The sequence below is a fragment of the Photobacterium sp. Ph5 genome (assembly GCF_022129445.1).
GTDB lineage: Bacteria > Pseudomonadota > Gammaproteobacteria > Enterobacterales > Vibrionaceae > Photobacterium.
Genome location: NZ_JADQAQ010000008.1, coordinates 38,233 through 53,885 on the forward strand (window position 1 = coordinate 38,233; position 15,653 = coordinate 53,885).

The 15,653-nt window shown below is 35.9% G+C and carries 20 protein-coding genes; 11 read left to right on the forward strand and 9 right to left on the reverse strand.

Annotation, left to right across the window (positions count from 1 at the left end):
- Positions 1-87 precede the first annotated feature (87 nt).
- On the reverse strand, positions 88-1,206 hold the full coding sequence (locus tag I3259_RS05080) for a hypothetical protein (RefSeq protein ID WP_238028625.1): 1,119 nt from the start codon (positions 1,204-1,206) through the stop codon (positions 88-90).
- A 522-nt stretch (positions 1,207-1,728) separates the two neighbouring features.
- On the opposite strand from I3259_RS05080, the gene I3259_RS05085 reads away from it, so the two are divergent.
- The 4 genes from I3259_RS05085 to I3259_RS05100 all read left to right on the forward strand — a co-directional run bounded on the left by I3259_RS05085 (position 1,729) and on the right by I3259_RS05100 (position 4,444).
- Positions 1,729-2,250 carry a hypothetical protein gene (locus I3259_RS05085; RefSeq protein WP_238028626.1) on the forward strand — a complete coding sequence of 174 codons (522 nt, stop codon included), beginning with the start codon at positions 1,729-1,731 and terminating at the stop codon, positions 2,248-2,250.
- Positions 2,139-2,705, forward strand: coding sequence for a hypothetical protein (locus tag I3259_RS05090; RefSeq protein ID WP_238028627.1), 567 nt, complete (start codon positions 2,139-2,141; stop codon positions 2,703-2,705). The genes I3259_RS05085 and I3259_RS05090 overlap by 112 nt, the downstream gene beginning before the upstream one ends.
- A 202-nt stretch (positions 2,706-2,907) precedes the next feature.
- A complete protein-coding gene (locus tag I3259_RS05095) occupies positions 2,908-3,210 on the forward strand; it encodes a hypothetical protein (protein ID WP_238028628.1) in 303 nt (100 codons plus the stop codon).
- A 481-nt stretch (positions 3,211-3,691) separates the two neighbouring features.
- The gene (locus I3259_RS05100) at positions 3,692-4,444 is read left to right on the forward strand and encodes an SDR family oxidoreductase (protein ID WP_238028629.1); all 753 of its coding nucleotides are present in this window, start codon (positions 3,692-3,694) and stop codon (positions 4,442-4,444) included.
- 185 nt (positions 4,445-4,629) lie between these two features.
- On the opposite strand, the gene I3259_RS05105 is transcribed toward I3259_RS05100, so the two are convergent.
- From I3259_RS05105 to I3259_RS05125, 5 genes are all read right to left on the reverse strand, one after another.
- Positions 4,630-5,115: a hypothetical protein gene (locus tag I3259_RS05105; protein WP_238028630.1), complete on the reverse strand. Its 486-nt coding sequence runs from the start codon at positions 5,113-5,115 to the stop codon at positions 4,630-4,632.
- Between the two features lie 49 nt (positions 5,116-5,164).
- Entirely contained in the window at positions 5,165-5,452 is a 288-nt protein-coding gene (locus tag I3259_RS05110) for a hypothetical protein (RefSeq protein ID WP_238028631.1), read from the reverse strand.
- A gap of 219 nt (positions 5,453-5,671) precedes the next feature.
- A complete protein-coding gene (locus tag I3259_RS05115) occupies positions 5,672-5,974 on the reverse strand; it encodes an antibiotic biosynthesis monooxygenase (RefSeq protein ID WP_238028632.1) in 303 nt (100 codons plus the stop codon).
- A gap of 121 nt (positions 5,975-6,095) precedes the next feature.
- Positions 6,096-7,130, reverse strand: a complete 1,035-nt coding sequence (locus tag I3259_RS05120) for a HupE/UreJ family protein (RefSeq protein WP_238028633.1) — start codon at positions 7,128-7,130, stop codon at positions 6,096-6,098.
- A complete protein-coding gene (locus I3259_RS05125; protein ID WP_238028634.1) occupies positions 7,123-7,932 on the reverse strand; it encodes a peptidylprolyl isomerase in 810 nt (269 codons plus the stop codon). The genes I3259_RS05120 and I3259_RS05125 overlap by 8 nt, the downstream gene beginning before the upstream one ends.
- 205 nt (positions 7,933-8,137) lie before the next feature.
- On the opposite strand from I3259_RS05125, the gene I3259_RS05130 reads away from it, so the two are divergent.
- Complete coding sequence (locus I3259_RS05130; protein WP_238028635.1) at positions 8,138-8,545, forward strand: GNAT family N-acetyltransferase; 408 nt, start codon at positions 8,138-8,140, stop codon at positions 8,543-8,545.
- Between the two features lie 35 nt (positions 8,546-8,580).
- Positions 8,581-9,078 (forward strand): GNAT family N-acetyltransferase, encoded by a 498-nt coding sequence (locus I3259_RS05135; RefSeq protein ID WP_238028636.1) that lies wholly within the window; start codon positions 8,581-8,583, stop codon positions 9,076-9,078.
- 82 nt (positions 9,079-9,160) lie between these two features.
- Here the strand turns inward: I3259_RS05135 and I3259_RS05140 are convergent, their stop codons facing one another.
- A complete protein-coding gene (locus I3259_RS05140; protein ID WP_238028637.1) occupies positions 9,161-9,397 on the reverse strand; it encodes a hypothetical protein in 237 nt (78 codons plus the stop codon).
- A gap of 239 nt (positions 9,398-9,636) precedes the next feature.
- On the opposite strand from I3259_RS05140, the gene I3259_RS05145 reads away from it, so the two are divergent.
- The 3 genes from I3259_RS05145 to I3259_RS05155 all read left to right on the forward strand — a co-directional run bounded on the left by I3259_RS05145 (position 9,637) and on the right by I3259_RS05155 (position 12,483).
- Positions 9,637-10,527, forward strand: a complete 891-nt coding sequence (locus I3259_RS05145) for a LysR family transcriptional regulator (RefSeq protein WP_238028638.1) — start codon at positions 9,637-9,639, stop codon at positions 10,525-10,527.
- Between the two features lie 401 nt (positions 10,528-10,928).
- Positions 10,929-11,360, forward strand: coding sequence for a DUF2000 domain-containing protein (locus I3259_RS05150; RefSeq protein ID WP_238028639.1), 432 nt, complete (start codon positions 10,929-10,931; stop codon positions 11,358-11,360).
- Positions 11,361-11,592: 232 nt separating this feature from the next.
- A complete protein-coding gene (locus I3259_RS05155; protein ID WP_238028640.1) occupies positions 11,593-12,483 on the forward strand; it encodes a LysR family transcriptional regulator in 891 nt (296 codons plus the stop codon).
- A gap of 229 nt (positions 12,484-12,712) precedes the next feature.
- Here the strand turns inward: I3259_RS05155 and I3259_RS05160 are convergent, their stop codons facing one another.
- Positions 12,713-13,189: a peroxiredoxin gene (locus I3259_RS05160; RefSeq protein ID WP_238028641.1), complete on the reverse strand. Its 477-nt coding sequence runs from the start codon at positions 13,187-13,189 to the stop codon at positions 12,713-12,715.
- A 790-nt stretch (positions 13,190-13,979) separates the two neighbouring features.
- Here I3259_RS05160 and I3259_RS05165 point away from each other — a divergent pair.
- Together I3259_RS05165 and I3259_RS05170 are read left to right on the forward strand one after the other, a co-directional pair.
- Positions 13,980-14,240 carry a hypothetical protein gene (locus I3259_RS05165; RefSeq protein WP_238028642.1) on the forward strand — a complete coding sequence of 87 codons (261 nt, stop codon included), beginning with the start codon at positions 13,980-13,982 and terminating at the stop codon, positions 14,238-14,240.
- Between the two features lie 201 nt (positions 14,241-14,441).
- On the forward strand, positions 14,442-14,855 hold the full coding sequence (locus I3259_RS05170; RefSeq protein WP_238028643.1) for a GNAT family N-acetyltransferase: 414 nt from the start codon (positions 14,442-14,444) through the stop codon (positions 14,853-14,855).
- Between the two features lie 205 nt (positions 14,856-15,060).
- Here I3259_RS05170 and I3259_RS05175 read toward each other — a convergent pair whose 3' ends face one another.
- Positions 15,061-15,351 carry a hypothetical protein gene (locus I3259_RS05175; protein WP_238028644.1) on the reverse strand — a complete coding sequence of 97 codons (291 nt, stop codon included), beginning with the start codon at positions 15,349-15,351 and terminating at the stop codon, positions 15,061-15,063.
- Between the last annotated feature and the right edge of the window lie 302 nt (positions 15,352-15,653).

A 15,653-nucleotide genomic window follows, 5' to 3' on the forward strand; every position in this document is an offset into this window, starting at 1 on the left:
CCACCACCGAGTTTAGTGATATAGACTTTTTTCGGTGGTGACGGGTATAGCGTGATGCGTAACTCTTTATTAGCCCTACTAAATAGGTCAAAAAGTACTTAATAAATGAAGTACAGATTCAAAAGAGCTTCTTGATATTTCGCAAGCATCTCCTCGCGTATTCATTGATTGTCTTATTGCTTTAACGAAAGATTCACTATCTAAATTATCATCAGTAAAAAGTTTTCTATCTAGAGTGATACCTGCGGGGGCACTCCAAATGTATTCAAATTGATCACCACTGGGTTTATTGAATGTAATAAACTGAGTGTAATTCTTAGTTTCTGGGGATTGTGTTTTAGAGTTTAACCATTCCTCATCAAAACCTTGGTATGGTGGTTTTATTGAGTAATTTAAATGGTAGCCTTTATTTACTTTTCTGATATCAATTAAATTTAAAGCCCAAGATATTTCTTCATTAGTTAAATACCCACCTCGACTTTTTTTAAATTGAGCTTTTATATTATTGCTATATGGATATACAGCTCGACCAGGTTCGCAATGATCAAACCTCACGAATATAACATAATCACCATCGAGTATATTCATTATGTTCTTGGGATGATTGTTATCTCTAAATGCCCAAATATCATATGGTCTTCCGTGATTTAGGTAATGTTGATTAGAAGCGCCAACAATACAAATCACCCAAAATTTTTCACCACTAAGTCTAGTTGGTTTACTGCCTAATTTATTTGCAAGAGCCTGAGAAACAATGGCATAGGATTTTTTTGTAAACCATTTTTTGAAATCTTCAGGGCATAAATAAACGACAGGTATTTTCCCATTATCTAAATATTCAGGAGAATATTTATCATCTTTAACAGCAACAACAAAGCCTTGTGATATTGTATTATTATAATGCTCAAATCTCTCTGGTTGTTGCTCGAAATCTTTAACACTCCATTTCATTTCTATATTAAGTTTTGGTAGGCCAGATGTGGGCATTGGATATAGTACGAAGTCAGTAATATGACTGCCGCCATCTGTTTTTTGACCAACTCTAACTTCTGGATTTAATCCTTTAACAATATTTGTAAATGCATACGAATGATATTTGGTAGGTAACAATATTTTTCTATCTTTTGTATCAGAAAGCATAAAACGCTCAAAGTAGTATTGTTGTAATACCTTTTCATCAATAAGTTTTTTAGAGTTATAAAACATTTACTTTCCCATTGTTGTACGAAGGCTACTGAAAAATTTACCAGTGGTCACGTGGAAGGTTTTAAGGCTATGATTAATAATATTAATTGTGATTTTTACGATGGATGAACACTTCACTCTATTAACTGTTTTTTTTATCAATATACATTTAATTATACATTAATAGAAAGTGATTTTTTAACAAACTGAGCTTCTAAAATTAATTAATATCTCATTGATGTCGTCGTATTTTTCACGAAAAGTAATAATTACAGGACTCACTTAAAAGGGGGGGAAGTGAATTATTATTAAATTTACAATTAGATAATAAAGTAATATTTTTTGCTCATATCTATTTTTCCATCGTAGTTTTATACGGTTATAACTTGTCTTATGAATTTTAAATGCTTAAAGAGGATTAATAAGGAAGTATGCTAGAAAGAAAACTTCTGTGACTGAAGAGTGACTTTTGTTGTATATCTCTTTGTTTAATAATAAGTAAGATTAAAATGCATACCTATTTATTAATCTTAGGTGTGTTAGATGTCTAAAAAGTTTTGGGGTTACCGAATTGATAAGACAAAAATTGATTTCTTCCGTCAGGAATTAGAAGAAGGAAGGTTAAGACAGGGCTGGGGCTGGAAAGATGAGCAGAATTTAAGACAGCTTACTATGGATAGCGGCGCTCGTCGCAATCTACCTATTTTCCGTAAGGTTAAAAAAGGAGACATATTGTTAGTTCCGCGTTTACCAACGTGGAATGAAGTGGCGATTGTAGAAGCAACTCAAGACTTCTCTGAGGGCTATGATTTCTCAATCGATCCTAAGTTAGGAGATTTTGGTCATATTTTTCCTGCACGTTTGATTAAAAGTTTTAATAGAAAAAATACCAATGTGTTAGGGGATCTAAGAGCCAGCTTGAAGCAAGTTAACCGCTTTTGGAATATGAGTCATTGCAAAGACAGTATCGAAAGCTGCTTAATCATGATGAGTTGCTGGTTGATTCTATTGGCTTCTCTGACCGCTTTAATAATCTTCTCACTGACAATATCAGTAAATCGTTAGAACAAACGGACTTCTATACAAATTTCTACCGACAAATGAATGAGCAATTCTCTAATGAAGAATGGGAATATGCATTAGTTGAGGGGATCCGAAAAATTTTGCCTGAACCGATTTTAGTAGAGCGTACGGGTGGAGTTTTAGAGAAAGAGCATGGAACTGATATTCTTATTACATTGCCGGGTTTGCTCGGTAAGAGTTATGGCATTGCCATTCAGGTAAAAGATTATCGTGGGTTAATGAGTGATGGGGCGATAAAACAGATTCAAAAAGCGGATTCTTGGAATAATGAGAATTTAACGATTATTGATAAATACGTAATTGTGACCCAATGTTCAAAAGATGATCATCCTGAGGACTTCCAGAATACTGATGGTGTCACTATTTTATTTGCAGAGCAGTTAGAAAGCTTACTTAAAGATATTGCTGCTGGGTTTATTGGTTTGGATAAAAACTAATATTTAGGCTATTTCTAAGAAGCTAATTCAACTTATTGTTCCGAATATGTTGAATGAGTTTGTGTCGAATGCGATATAACGCACGACTATGTGCATATATCGTCGTAGCACGTTTACCTTACAAGGCTAGGTGCGTAAGGTGCTGTTTTAAATTTAAATGGCAGGCAACTTGTCTTCGCGCCTACACCAAGATGGAGTAAATGTGAGTACTGCAGCGATATTTCTGATTTTATATCTGATCCCCGTACTGTCTTTTGCGGGAACGATTGGTACTTATATGTTGCTTCATGGTGAGAGTCTTAGCCATCCTCTCATCAATGTTGTTTTGCTGATAGTCGCTTCTGGTTTTATCGTTTCATCTTATCTTTCTGTAAAGCTGATCTCTAAGTTAGTTAGCGAGAAAGTGATGTATTTGGGCATCGTTTTTACTGTATTAGCTTGGCTATTAGCGGCTATCGCGGTGGTGTTTTATCTTGTGATGTTTAAAGAACTCTTCAGTATTTAGGCGGTATTCAATAGATCAATACATACTGGTGAAAGTATAAAAAAGAACCAAAATCATGCTTAAGCTACTCTTGTACTAACTGTGATTGTCTTGAAAATACCTACCTTCTTTGCTTATAAACTTTCAACAACATCCCTTCAATGAATCCTTTCGTTACCAAAAGTGTTTATTTACATGCTTATAGGCAATTAATGTGTTCATAATTGATCTAATTATGAAATAAAGTTACAAAAGTTAACTTGGTTCATAATAAAAAATAAAATTATAACAAATATGTTACGTGTGAAATGAGGCGTTGTAGGGTGGATTATCTGCTCTTAAAAGCGATGCGTTTAGTTGAGATAAAGCATCGTGCTATCTGGAGCAGATATTTGTATTAAGAAGTAAAGTCAGTACAGAAACAGACATGAGATAAATGAATGGCTCTATTCTTCATCTTATGTGTGTAGAAGTGTATGGCAAATATAAGAAAGGAAGATCAATGCGCGCTCAAAAAGTAGTTGTTATTACAGGTGGTGGAAGAGGAATTGGCGCTGCAGCGGCCAAGTTATTTGCCAAAGAAGGCTATGCCGTTTGTATCAATTATAAATCGAACTCAGAGGCAGCCAATACACTTGCCCAAGGGATCATTGCTGAAGGTGGTCGGTGTATTACGGTTCAAGCAGATGTTTCTAACGAAGCTGACGTTATTCGTATGTTCTCGACTGTTGATAAGGAATTAGGCGCGATATCGGTTCTTGTTAATAATGCTGGGATCTTAAAGCAGCAATCACGATTAGAAGAAATGACTGCAGATCGGATTAACGAAATACTGTTTAATAATGTTACCAGTTACTTTATTTGTAGTAGAGAAGCTGTGAAGCGTATGTCTACTCGTCATGGTGGTAATGGCGGAGTGATCGTTAATGTATCCTCTGGTGCGGCACGTACGGGCTCACCAAATGAATATATCGATTACGCAGCGTCAAAAGGGGCAATTGATACCTTAACCAAAGGGTTATCATTAGAAGTAGCAGCCGAAGGGATCCGTGTAAACTGTGTGCGGCCGGGGTTAATTCATACCGAGATGCATGCCGATGGTGGTGAGCCAGAACGTATAGAAAGGTTGAAGAGTAAAATTCCTTTGCAAAGAGGTGGAGAACCGGAAGAAGTCGCAGAAGCCATTTACTGGTTAGCCTCAGAGAAATCATCATTTTCGACTGGAAACTACCTTGATTTATCGGGTGGTTTATAACATCAAGCTGTTAGTGATGGTTTAATTCGATCGTTATTTCAGTCCGTTGGATAAGAAAACCCAAACACTTGTATACAAAGTGTTTGGGTTTAAGTTTGTATTGAAAATTATAAGCTACGTTTAAACCGTTATTAATATCTCACTTATCCATATATTGCTATTTTTGTAATAATATAATTAAGGTGTTATTTTTTATTAAGTCCAGAAAAATTAATAGGTGTTTTACCTTGCTCAATTAATGCCCATGCTTTGCCAACGCCATCACCCGTAAAGTTATTCTTAGCTGTATCTTTAAACCAGTAATAAACAGGTAAACCGTCGTATGTTAATTGAAGTTTATGTAATTCATTATTATAGACACCGCCATAAGCTTTATCTTTAGATGTTAAGCTTTTAAGCTGTACCATTGAAACGGTTGCGGCTGGCCAGCGAGCTAAGCATGAGCCTAAAGGTTTATTATCTTCCTTAGTTGTACATTTTGGTGGAATAGAACCTTGCTTATAATCTTTAATAAAAGTATATAACGCTAATCCATCTTTACCTGTTAATAAATTACCATTGACGGTATTTTTAAATACTGGTGTCGTCTCATGATAAAGATCTGATGCAAAGGCACTTGCACTTAAAGACATAACCATTAATGTTGATGCGACTAATGTTTTTACACCCATAGCTATTATTCCATTGTTTTAATTGATATTTAATTTTTAACACGTTGAGTTAGTTAGCAAAATCATCTTGCTCAAGATTATCCCAGTCAATACAAGTACTTTCCATTGCTAATGTTTTTTCGTGTTTTTGTGCTTTGTTCTCTTTTTCAATTCTGATAATCAATAATATTTTTTCTTTTAGATCTAACTGCAATTGTTTTAGTTCTAAAATGTCATCAAAGTTATGTTCAAGTTGTATTATTGCTTTATCTAATGCGTTGTATTGTGAACATAATGAAGAGAATTTTGTATTTTTCTCTTTAAGCTCAATGACAATATCTTCATATCCAGAAAGCATAATAAAATCTCCTAATATTAATTATTTTTTAGTATAAATAGTGATGATGTTTATGGATATTCAATTACGTTTAAATGTAAGTTAAGAAAATGAATACAGTTATATTTAAAGTAATTAGAATAAAAATAATGATTGATGAAAAGTAATTTATGCGCAGATATAAAAACACCTAAACGTTGATAAACAATGTTTAGGTGTTTATTTAAAAAGGAGTGTAATTTACAGGCAGATTTCAAACCCTTCAAAGTTTGGTGCACCTAAATAAATATCTTTATTACCGCGAGCATTAGCATGAGCTTTACGGAATGCTTCTGATTGGGTCCAGTCTTCGAACGCTTGGCGAGAATCCCATACTGAGTGCGATGCAAACAGGGTGTACTCATCGTTTGATGCACCTTGAAGCAAGTTGAATGATTGAAAACCCGGTACGGTATCTAGGTAGGTATCGCGGTTCTTCCAGATATCGATAAATTCTTGCTCAGAGCCTAAACGGATTTTAAAACGATTCATTGCTATATACATGATGACTTCCTTTATTAACTTCAGTTTTTATTTTTGTTTTGCCACTATTACAGTATTGGCTAATGCAAGCTAGCAGCAAAAATACAATATTTGTTTACGTTTTATACCCAAGTAACTTCCACTATAAAACATGAAACATAATGTACGCCCGTTGAATAAACCAAAAAGACGCCATGACCCCCATGGTGTATAAAGGTACTTTTTGAAACAACGTATGATGAAATAGAGGCACTTTAGCGCACAATTTCAATAGCACGATAAGAAACGATAAGAAGATCAATTGCCCAATCTCAACCCCGATATTAAAACAGGCGAGGGCTAACGGAATGCTGGTTTGGCTTAATCCTACTTCTTTTAATGCGCTGGCAAACCCCAACCCATGTAACAAACCAAAGGAAAACGAAATTATCCATGGAAATTTTCGGCTTAATGTTGGATGTCGTTTATCATAAGGGCGTGTAAGCTCGTAACACAAAAACAAAATACTCAGTGCAATTCCCGTTTCTACAGGGGGTTCTGGAATGTGTACCAGATTAAGCGCAGACAAACTTAACGTAATACTGTGGGCTAAAGTAAAACAGGTTATGGCTTTTAAGAAGGTTTTAAAATCGCGCGTAAATAACAATAAGCCCGCCACAAACATTAGGTGATCAATCCCCGTTAATATATGGGTGATACCAAGCGTGACAAAGAGCTTTATCGTTGTCCAAATCGAGATCTTATCGGTTAAATGTAGGCGGTTGTGCCCTTTATACAGCGCAAGCGTACTAACTTGTCCGTCTTTTTGCGTTAACTGCGTGAGTAGTTGGCCTGTTTTTAGCCCGTTAAATACAAGAGTTGGTGATGATGCATTCGCTTTAAGTTGCAGAAAATAATCTTGTTCATCCATTCCGAAACCATTGTCACTTCGCTGTGATGACAATAAACGTACCGTACCACCATTAGTTAAGGTTGGTGTAATTTTCGTATGTTCTCCTGCAATCACCGGAAGCTTTAATGCCAACTTATATTGTTGATTATCTAGCTGCGTGATCAAACCCACAGAGGGTTGATAAGGATGCGCCATTGCTAATGGTGTCATTATTACCGAAACCATGACGCCAACGACTGTGCCAACAACTAAGCGCCACATAAAATAAGAGATGTGCTTATACATTGTTTAATAGTGTCTTTGTGTTAACGGTAAAATCTGAACCTGCGGGTAATGCTATGTGATATTGCTTAATAACGGCGGCTATTTTGTTATTAACATCATCATGGGCAAAATCGTGTGCCAATTGCTGCTTGGCCTGTTTAAAACTCAATATGCCTGCTTTTTGATAATCGAGTACCTTTACTGCTATCGCGCCAAAAGGAGTATCAATCGGTGTAGACCATTGGTTGGGTGCTAGTGCTGCTAATACGTCTACTGTTTTTGTACCTAGCTTTGCCAGTAATGCCTGTTTACTCACATCGCTTAAACATTGCTGAGAATCCATCGTAGAAATGGGGTGATGAACTTCTTGTGGTGTTAAAAAGTGATAGCACAATGAGTACATATCGGGATGTTTATAATGCTGTTTATGCGTTAAATAGTCTTGATGTAATAAGGTTGTGTTGGTGGCATTGATCTTAGCTAACTGAGATACATAAGACAGGTAACGTTGCATCAACATTTCATTTAAGTTTGGATCGCCTTTCTCCAAGCCTAATTTTAATGCCTGTTGAGACAGCATTTGTTTTAACACCACATGGTTAATGTCTTTGTTTAGTGCTGTACTCGACGGGGGTGAACCAAAATAAAGCGTATCGTCTTTTTTTTGTTGCTGCACTTGTGACGGTGTCACTGAAATAGTATTCACAGAAGCTGACGAGTAATACTGTGAATAACCAATAAACAGCACAGTGCCAGCGATAAGGAAATGCGAGAAGGGATCTTGAATGAACCGCTTAAGCCAATAGCAGACTTTTTCAAACATGTTACGGGATCTTTTCTTATATTAAATAATGCCCTATAAGAATACCCACGCTAACTGTATGAGTGTTGAATGTTGACTGCCTGTAGATTTTTACCTTTGGTGATGTTACGTTTTTTATCAATTAGATAAGAATGTTTTTAAAGTTACATTCTTATTGAATACGTTGATACAAACATTTGGCATAACAGAAATTAGGAATACAGAGATGGATTTTCAAGTTGAACTTAATGGAGAGATTGAAGAAACCGAAGTTATCGCATTGTACCAGGCGAATGAATGGTCTTCAGCAGATAAACCAAAACAACTATTAGCTGCATTACGTAATTCTCATACCTTGGTTACTGCTCGTGCTAACGGTAGGTTAGTCGGAGTGGGGAACGCCATCACTGACGGTCATCTTGTTGTGTATTATCCTCATATGCTTGTCCACCCTTTACATCAGGGTCTTGGCATTGGTCGTAAAATGATGGAAGCAATGTTGTCTGTATACAGTGGATTTCACCAACAAATGTTGACTGCCGATGGTGAAGCCATTGCGTTTTATCAAGCGCTTGGCTTTGAACGAGCTGGTAAAACAGAATCAATGTGGGTGTATGAAGGCACAGAGCATTAAAATTTAAGAATGTTATTTCTAGCAACGGGAGAAACATGGAAGTACAGCTTAAACAAATCGAAGCGGAATCACGTCATATTTTGGAAAACATGTTTCCTTATTACGTTTATGACATGTCTGAGTTTATGGGGTGGAGTCCAAACGCAGAGGGTGTATACGCGTTTAAGGCTGAATCTTTAGATAGTTATTGGTCTCACGCTGATCATATTCCTTATTTTATTTATGCCGATCAAGAGCTCGCTGGGTTTGTATTAGTGCGTAAGTATCCCACTAATCAAAACGTATTTGATATCGAACAGTTTTTTGTATTACGAAAATTCAAAGGGCAGGGAATTGGCAAAAGCGCTTTTAAAGATGTTGTTACTCGTTACCCTGGCCAATGGCAGATCCGAGTGCTTAAAGAAAATGAATCTGGCCTTAGATTCTGGCTTTCAGCGATAAAAAATATCATCGGTGTTAACTTCAATTTGGGGGTAGATATAGATATTGATTTAGAAATGCATTTCATACGTTTTGAAACAAAAAAACAATAAACGACATGCTGTAGAAGTTATAAAAATAAAACCGCTATTGCAGCGGCTTTATTTATTAAATGTATAGTGAGCTTATTTCTTATTAGCCATTAGAAGCTAGCTTTTCAGCGAATGATAATTGAGATGCTTTTTCTGTAAATACAATGCTTGAATCATGGTCGCCTGCAATTCCATTTTGTACTACACGTTGAGCATTAGTGGCATGTGTATGTGGCGCCTGAAAGGATACATTACCAGTAAAGTCACCATCTGCAGCAGACACACCATAAGACGTTGATAAGATAAGGGCCATAGTGATAGTTTTTAGTGTCTTTTTCATTACTTAATACCTTTATTGATATCTGTACTGTTAGCCTCGTGATAGTTAATTCTAATTATCAATACATACGTTATTTTTATATAAGATGAATCTATCTATTCGTTCGGTTAACAGTATTTAAAATTAATTTGAGAAGGTGAATACCTTGTCGAGATGTGTAGTCTATGACAATGACATATAAGAATATATAAAGTATATTTTAGTTAAAATATCACTAATACTTATGTGTTGATCGAGCTATGAAGTCAAAACTAGATTTGAATTTACTGGTGGTTTTCTTAGAAGTGTATCGGCTTCGTTCCATTACGTTAGCGTCAGAATCATTAGGTTTAACGCAACCTGGAGTGAGTGGTGCATTAAAGCGATTACAGTCTCAGTTAGGTACGCCGCTTTTTATTAGGGAAGGGAGAGGAATCAGTCCAACGCATGCCGCAATACAATTAGCGAATGAGGTTGAACCGGCGTTAACTCAGGTAGAGAGTGCATTAGGGAATGTGTCGGGGTTTGATATTCAATCACACCGTTCTTTTACGGTGTATGTAAATGAAATTATTATGCATATTGTGCGTTCTAAAATTGAAGCAGATACAACATTGGGTAATTGTTCGATTCATCTTCATATGACGCCTAATAGAGAAGATGAATTATTACACCAACTTAGTTTGCAGAAAGCTGATTTAGCGATTGATATTGGTGTACGCTCTAACTCTGCTTTCTTCTATCAACCATTTGTTGATGATGATGTTGTGGTTGTATGTCGTAAAGGGCATCCAAGAGTTCATCAATCCATTTCTCGAGAACAATTTGAGTCTGAGAAAAGAATCTCGATCCAACAAAGGCGAATGGACTTGCTCGAAATGAATTACTTCACTGATGAAAGCTTATTGCCGAAAGAAATAACCTGTGAGGGAGCATCAACATTATCAATGTTGGCGTTGGTTTCAGAAAGTGATTCTATAGCGACGGTGAGTGCATTAATGGCGAAAAAATACGCGAAGCTTTTTAACCTACAAATAATGCCTCTTCCTTTTGTTTCAAAACCATTTAAACATTTTATGGTATGGCATAAGCGTAGTGATAATAACCCTGCAAACAAGTGGCTGAGAAATAAACTCAGTGAAATATTGTGATATTGTTATTAACACTCATGACGTAACTAAAATCCTAGATACTAGTTTTATATAAAAATGGATGTTTTTATGGTCATACTTTATATCGTCAGAGTTGCAAGCTTATATTTGCTTAGAACAAATAGTCAATATTGTATTAGCGTATTTTTTATGTATTTAAATGGCTATCAACGATAGCCTAAACAAATAAATTGAAAATAAAGATCTTTTAAACTGCAATGGTCGTTAATCAGGATTATTTTATTCGGTACTTACCTTCTTCATTCTCGAAAATACTAAAAGTTGTTATCAAGTGTATGATATTTTAGTATTACATATATTATGACAGTAATTTTTATGGTTGTATTTTACGTAAACGCTTGATACGGCTAATACGAACGGCCAGTTTATAAGGATATATTATGGTTGATTTACCTGATGAAAATCAGAAAAGGTATATTTCAGTTTTAAGTAAAAAGATGGATTTAGGGCGTACCTTGAATGTACTTGGGCATTTGAGTGTCGGTTTATCTAAACAACTGTCTGAAGATGAAGGTGCTTATCTAGATTATGTTGATTTGGATGGTAATGTACATCCGAGTTTATCGCATTATCCATTCATTGTGTTGAAAGCTGATAATTCAAATAAATTACGTAAAGTAAGAGAAGAGGCTTTGAGCCGTGGTATTAAATTCACTGATTTTACAAGTACTATGATAGATGGGGGATCAACAGAACAGCAACTGAGGACGAAAGAAACGAAAGAAGCTGATTTGGAGTACTTGGGAGTCTGTTTGTTTGGTGATACTGAAGTATTACGAGAATTTACTAAAAAGTTCAGTTTGTATAAGTAGTGTATTGTATTACAAATTACCCAAGCAGTCGCATGAAATACTCAAAATTCTTACTTTAGTTGCTGATGTTTTCTTTTTAGATAAATAATAATCACGCGACGCTATACAAAATATATCGCGTGATTTGTAATGCATTTAATCGAACAACGCAATAATTAAAAACCTTTTCTTAATGTTATGTCGCATTGTTGACGATTATTGCATGAACGAATGGTTATGTATGGGATCAAGGATGAAACCAAATTTAGATTTGAATTTGCTGGTGGTATTTTTAGAAGTGTATCGGCTTCAATCTATTACATTAGCATCAGAATCATTAGGTTTAACACAACCTGGGGTAAGTGGCGTATTAAAGCGATTACAATCCCAGTTAGGAACGCCTCTTTTTGTAAGAGAAGGGCGCGGAATTAGCCCAACACATGCCGCAATTAAATTAGCGAATGAGATAGAGCCAGCGCTAACAACAGTACAAAGTGCGTTAGGTAATATCGCGGGTTTTGATATTCAAAATCATCACACGTTTACGGTATATGTAAATGAGGTGGTTATGCACACGATTAGAAATAAAATTGAGCTCGACCCAACAATGGGTAATTGCAAAATTAATCTCTATATGACGCCCAATACAGAAGAAGAGTTGCTATCTCAGCTAAGTTTACAGAAAGCAGATTTAGCCATTGATATTGGTTTACGCAGTAATCCGTCTTTTTCTTATCAATCATTTATCGATGATGAAGTTGTTGTAGTCTGTCGCAAAGAACACCCCAACATCCAACAGACAATCACTCAAACGCAGTTTTATGCTGAAAAAACAATCTTCATGCAGAAAAGACGAATAGACTTACTTGAAATGAATTATTTCTCTGATGAGCGTTTTCTGCCAAGAAATTTAGACTGTGAAACCGCATCTATTGTTTCAATCTTAACGTTAGTGTCAGAGAGCAACGCCATTGCGCCAGTTAGCCGACTAATGGCTGAAAAATATGCCTCATTATTTAACCTACAAATTCTGCCTTTACCATTTTCTTCTAAACCTTTTAAACACATCATGATGTGGCATAAGCGCGATGAACATAACTCAGCTAACCAATGGTTAAGAAATAAACTCAGCGAAATATTGTGACATTGTCACTAATTTAGTAAGGGAGCTTATCATTAGCAAATGTATGAAGGCGTCACTATCCGTTGAAGATACAGCAACTCGTGATTTGGTTGATGCTATACACGCTCTCAAACCGAGCTATTAATCGTTGGGTATCGCTTTCAAGAGTTGGAATGGTTGGGTAAGCATAAAAATGGTTCAGCGAACACTGTGCTGAACCATATCATTGTTGTTTAAAGTTTTATTGCGGTTACTTCAGGCTTGCTAAAATCGTTTCCGCTTTACTCGCTTCAAATTGTTTTGGCTCTTCAACGTTTAGCTGAGTTACTACGCCATTGTCAACAACCATTGCATAACGTTGAGAACGAATACCACCGAAGTTATCTGTGTCCATTTCAAGCCCTAATGCTTTAGTAAAGCTACCATCACCATCGCCCAACATCATAATTTCAGATGCGTTTTGCGCTTCACCCCAAGCCTGCATTACAAAGGCATCGTTAACAGATACACACGCAATAATGTCGACGCCCGTTGCTTTGATCTCATCTGCTAGCACGACATAACCCGGTAAATGGGCTTCAGAGCAAGTAGGAGTAAATGCCCCTGGTACAGCAAACAGCACAACACGTTTGTTGGCAAAAAGCTCAGCGGTATCGTGTTTAACCATACCGTCATGTGTGAGTTCACTTAGCACTGCGGCTGGTAATGTTTGGCCTTTTTCGATCATCGTTTACTTTCCTTGTTGTATTAGTTTGAAACAGTGTAGCGAGGAATTTATCTCACGGCTAATTTTGCTGGTGGAATAGGAGACGTAATGAGGATTGTTAGTGACAAAAGTGATGTTGAAACATATGCCATATAACAAGGTAAATTAAAAAGGGTGGACAAAAAACATTTGGCTTTGTTCGTGACTAACAAGTTTAGCCAACTAATCTTTGCCGTTTATTTTCAGCGTCATAGCTAGGTAGTATTTTGAACTCCATCGAAGTATATCCTTATCGTTTTGCATCGAAAAATAGGCGGTGTTAGCTTGTTATTTATACAATACCAATTATGGGGGGGATATGTTCAAGTGTCCAAATTGCGCAGAGCCCTTGACTGTGAGGGACAAGTTCAACTTCAGTTCTGGAAAACTAATAGTATGCAAAAAATGCTCTCATGAGTTAAAACTATTTAAGGTTTATTATTTAGCTATCTTATTTATTGCAGCTTCGGGCAGTCGCTTTTTAGTCAATCAATGCGGATTTAACGAGTTAAGTGCAGCAGGACTAATGTTTGTATGTTGTTTTTTGTTATTTAGATGCCAACCAATTAGGAAAGCGAAGTGAGAACAAGGCAATAAATGGGATGCTTTGTCACTGAGGCTGCTTTTCAAAGTGTTGTGAATACAAAGAACTCAAGATGTTTTGGATGGTTTGATATACGCCCCTTATTGAGACGTTATATAGATTTGCAGTTGAGTGCGTGTTTGTAGACTTTTGTATACGGCGCTTCAATTAAAACAATGGAACCTCGTAATGGATAATTTTGAGTATCAATTATACTGCGATAATTGTGGGAAAATTACACGTCATAATCATCAAGTATTAGGTGAAAGCAATCAGGTTCAAAAGGCTAAAAGCGGCTTTATTTCTGGAGCTAAGCGCTTTCTCAATCTATGTTTCGGAGAGCCTTTAGAAAAAGCAGTGTTTGAAAAAAACGAATACATTTGCTCCACCTGTGGGGCTGCATTCAATAAATCGACTGATATGCCGGATTTTTCTGGGCATGATGATTAGTAGCTCTTAATTCAGGAATAAATTAGAGCGAAAGTAATGTCGCAAGGCATTGGAGTTACTATATAACAAGGCTTTTTAAGGCGGACAAAAAACGTGGGCGAATTTTTTTAAACCAGTCTCACTGATTATGGCTGTAATTTCGCTGAGGCGTGCGTTTATATGCTATAAAAACAACGTAATACAATTAAATGGAGTTAAGTATTGAATTTTGAAATTCTAAATGATGAAAATGCCTTAGTTTTAGAAACACTTATTTCTGGTGTGCGAAAGCATAATGAATCCACTTTAGGTTATGAGAAAAAGCAGTCATTATCTGTAATCTATCGTGATGAAAATAATAATCTCATTGGTGGCATTACAGGCTTTACTATTTATAAACATTTTTTAATTAATGTACTTTGGGTTGATGAAAAAGAAAGAAATAAAGGGATAGCTCGTAAGTTGATGGAACACTCAGAAATTGAAGCAAAGATGAGAGGGTGTATTGCTGCACAAGTTGATACTTTATCAATACAGGCTCCTAACTTTTATCAAAAAATGGGATTTGAGATTAAAGGTAAAATTCCTGGTTTTACAGAGAGCCATGATCGATATTTTCTAATGAAGAAATATTAGTTTAAACGGTGTTATCCTTAATTTTCCTAATAGCTACCAGCGTAAATAAAGTAACCTACTAATACATTTCTGTCATATAAATGAGTTTGCTATTTAACTAACTCAAATTCAGTTAGTTCATAATTGCTCTAATCATTTATTAGGTCGTTACTCTTACACAAAAATACCGACCTACATCAGATCGGTATTTTTATTTGTATCAGGTTTATTGGCCTGCGCAATCGATCGACATTTTACCATCAGCATCGCGAGATAGGGTGATAGTTGTACTTGCTTTTGATACACCTTTCGGTAAGTAAACCGCACATTTCTCAAAGCTTGGTACCAGTGCTTTATTGATTGTTTTAACTGCTTGTTTTTGGCTATCAACATTGTCACCCGAATAAACGGTAATGCTATCTACTTGTGCCAGCATTTGCTCAGAATGTTTAGCTGGGGCTGCATGTGCGAAAACAGAAACAGAGCTAAGTGCAAGTAATAGTAATACTTTTTTCATTATATACCTCTAATAATTTAATGATTCTTGTGCGTTGGTTCGGTTGCTAATATAGTCATAAATCAAAACTAAATGAATAAAAAATTATCTAAAAACGATAATTAATTGTTGTTAGGTTTGTTGTGATTATGGTGGGGGGGGGAACTAATGCATTGATTATTAGAAATAAATAATGAATTAGACTTGTTGAAAGGCAAAACCATAGTGGCGTTTTTTTACATGTGTTTTTGTAGAAAAAGCACACAGCTCTCTGTTTGTGTGTGATTAGAGGTGGATTATTGCTGTTATTTCTGGGTGAAATT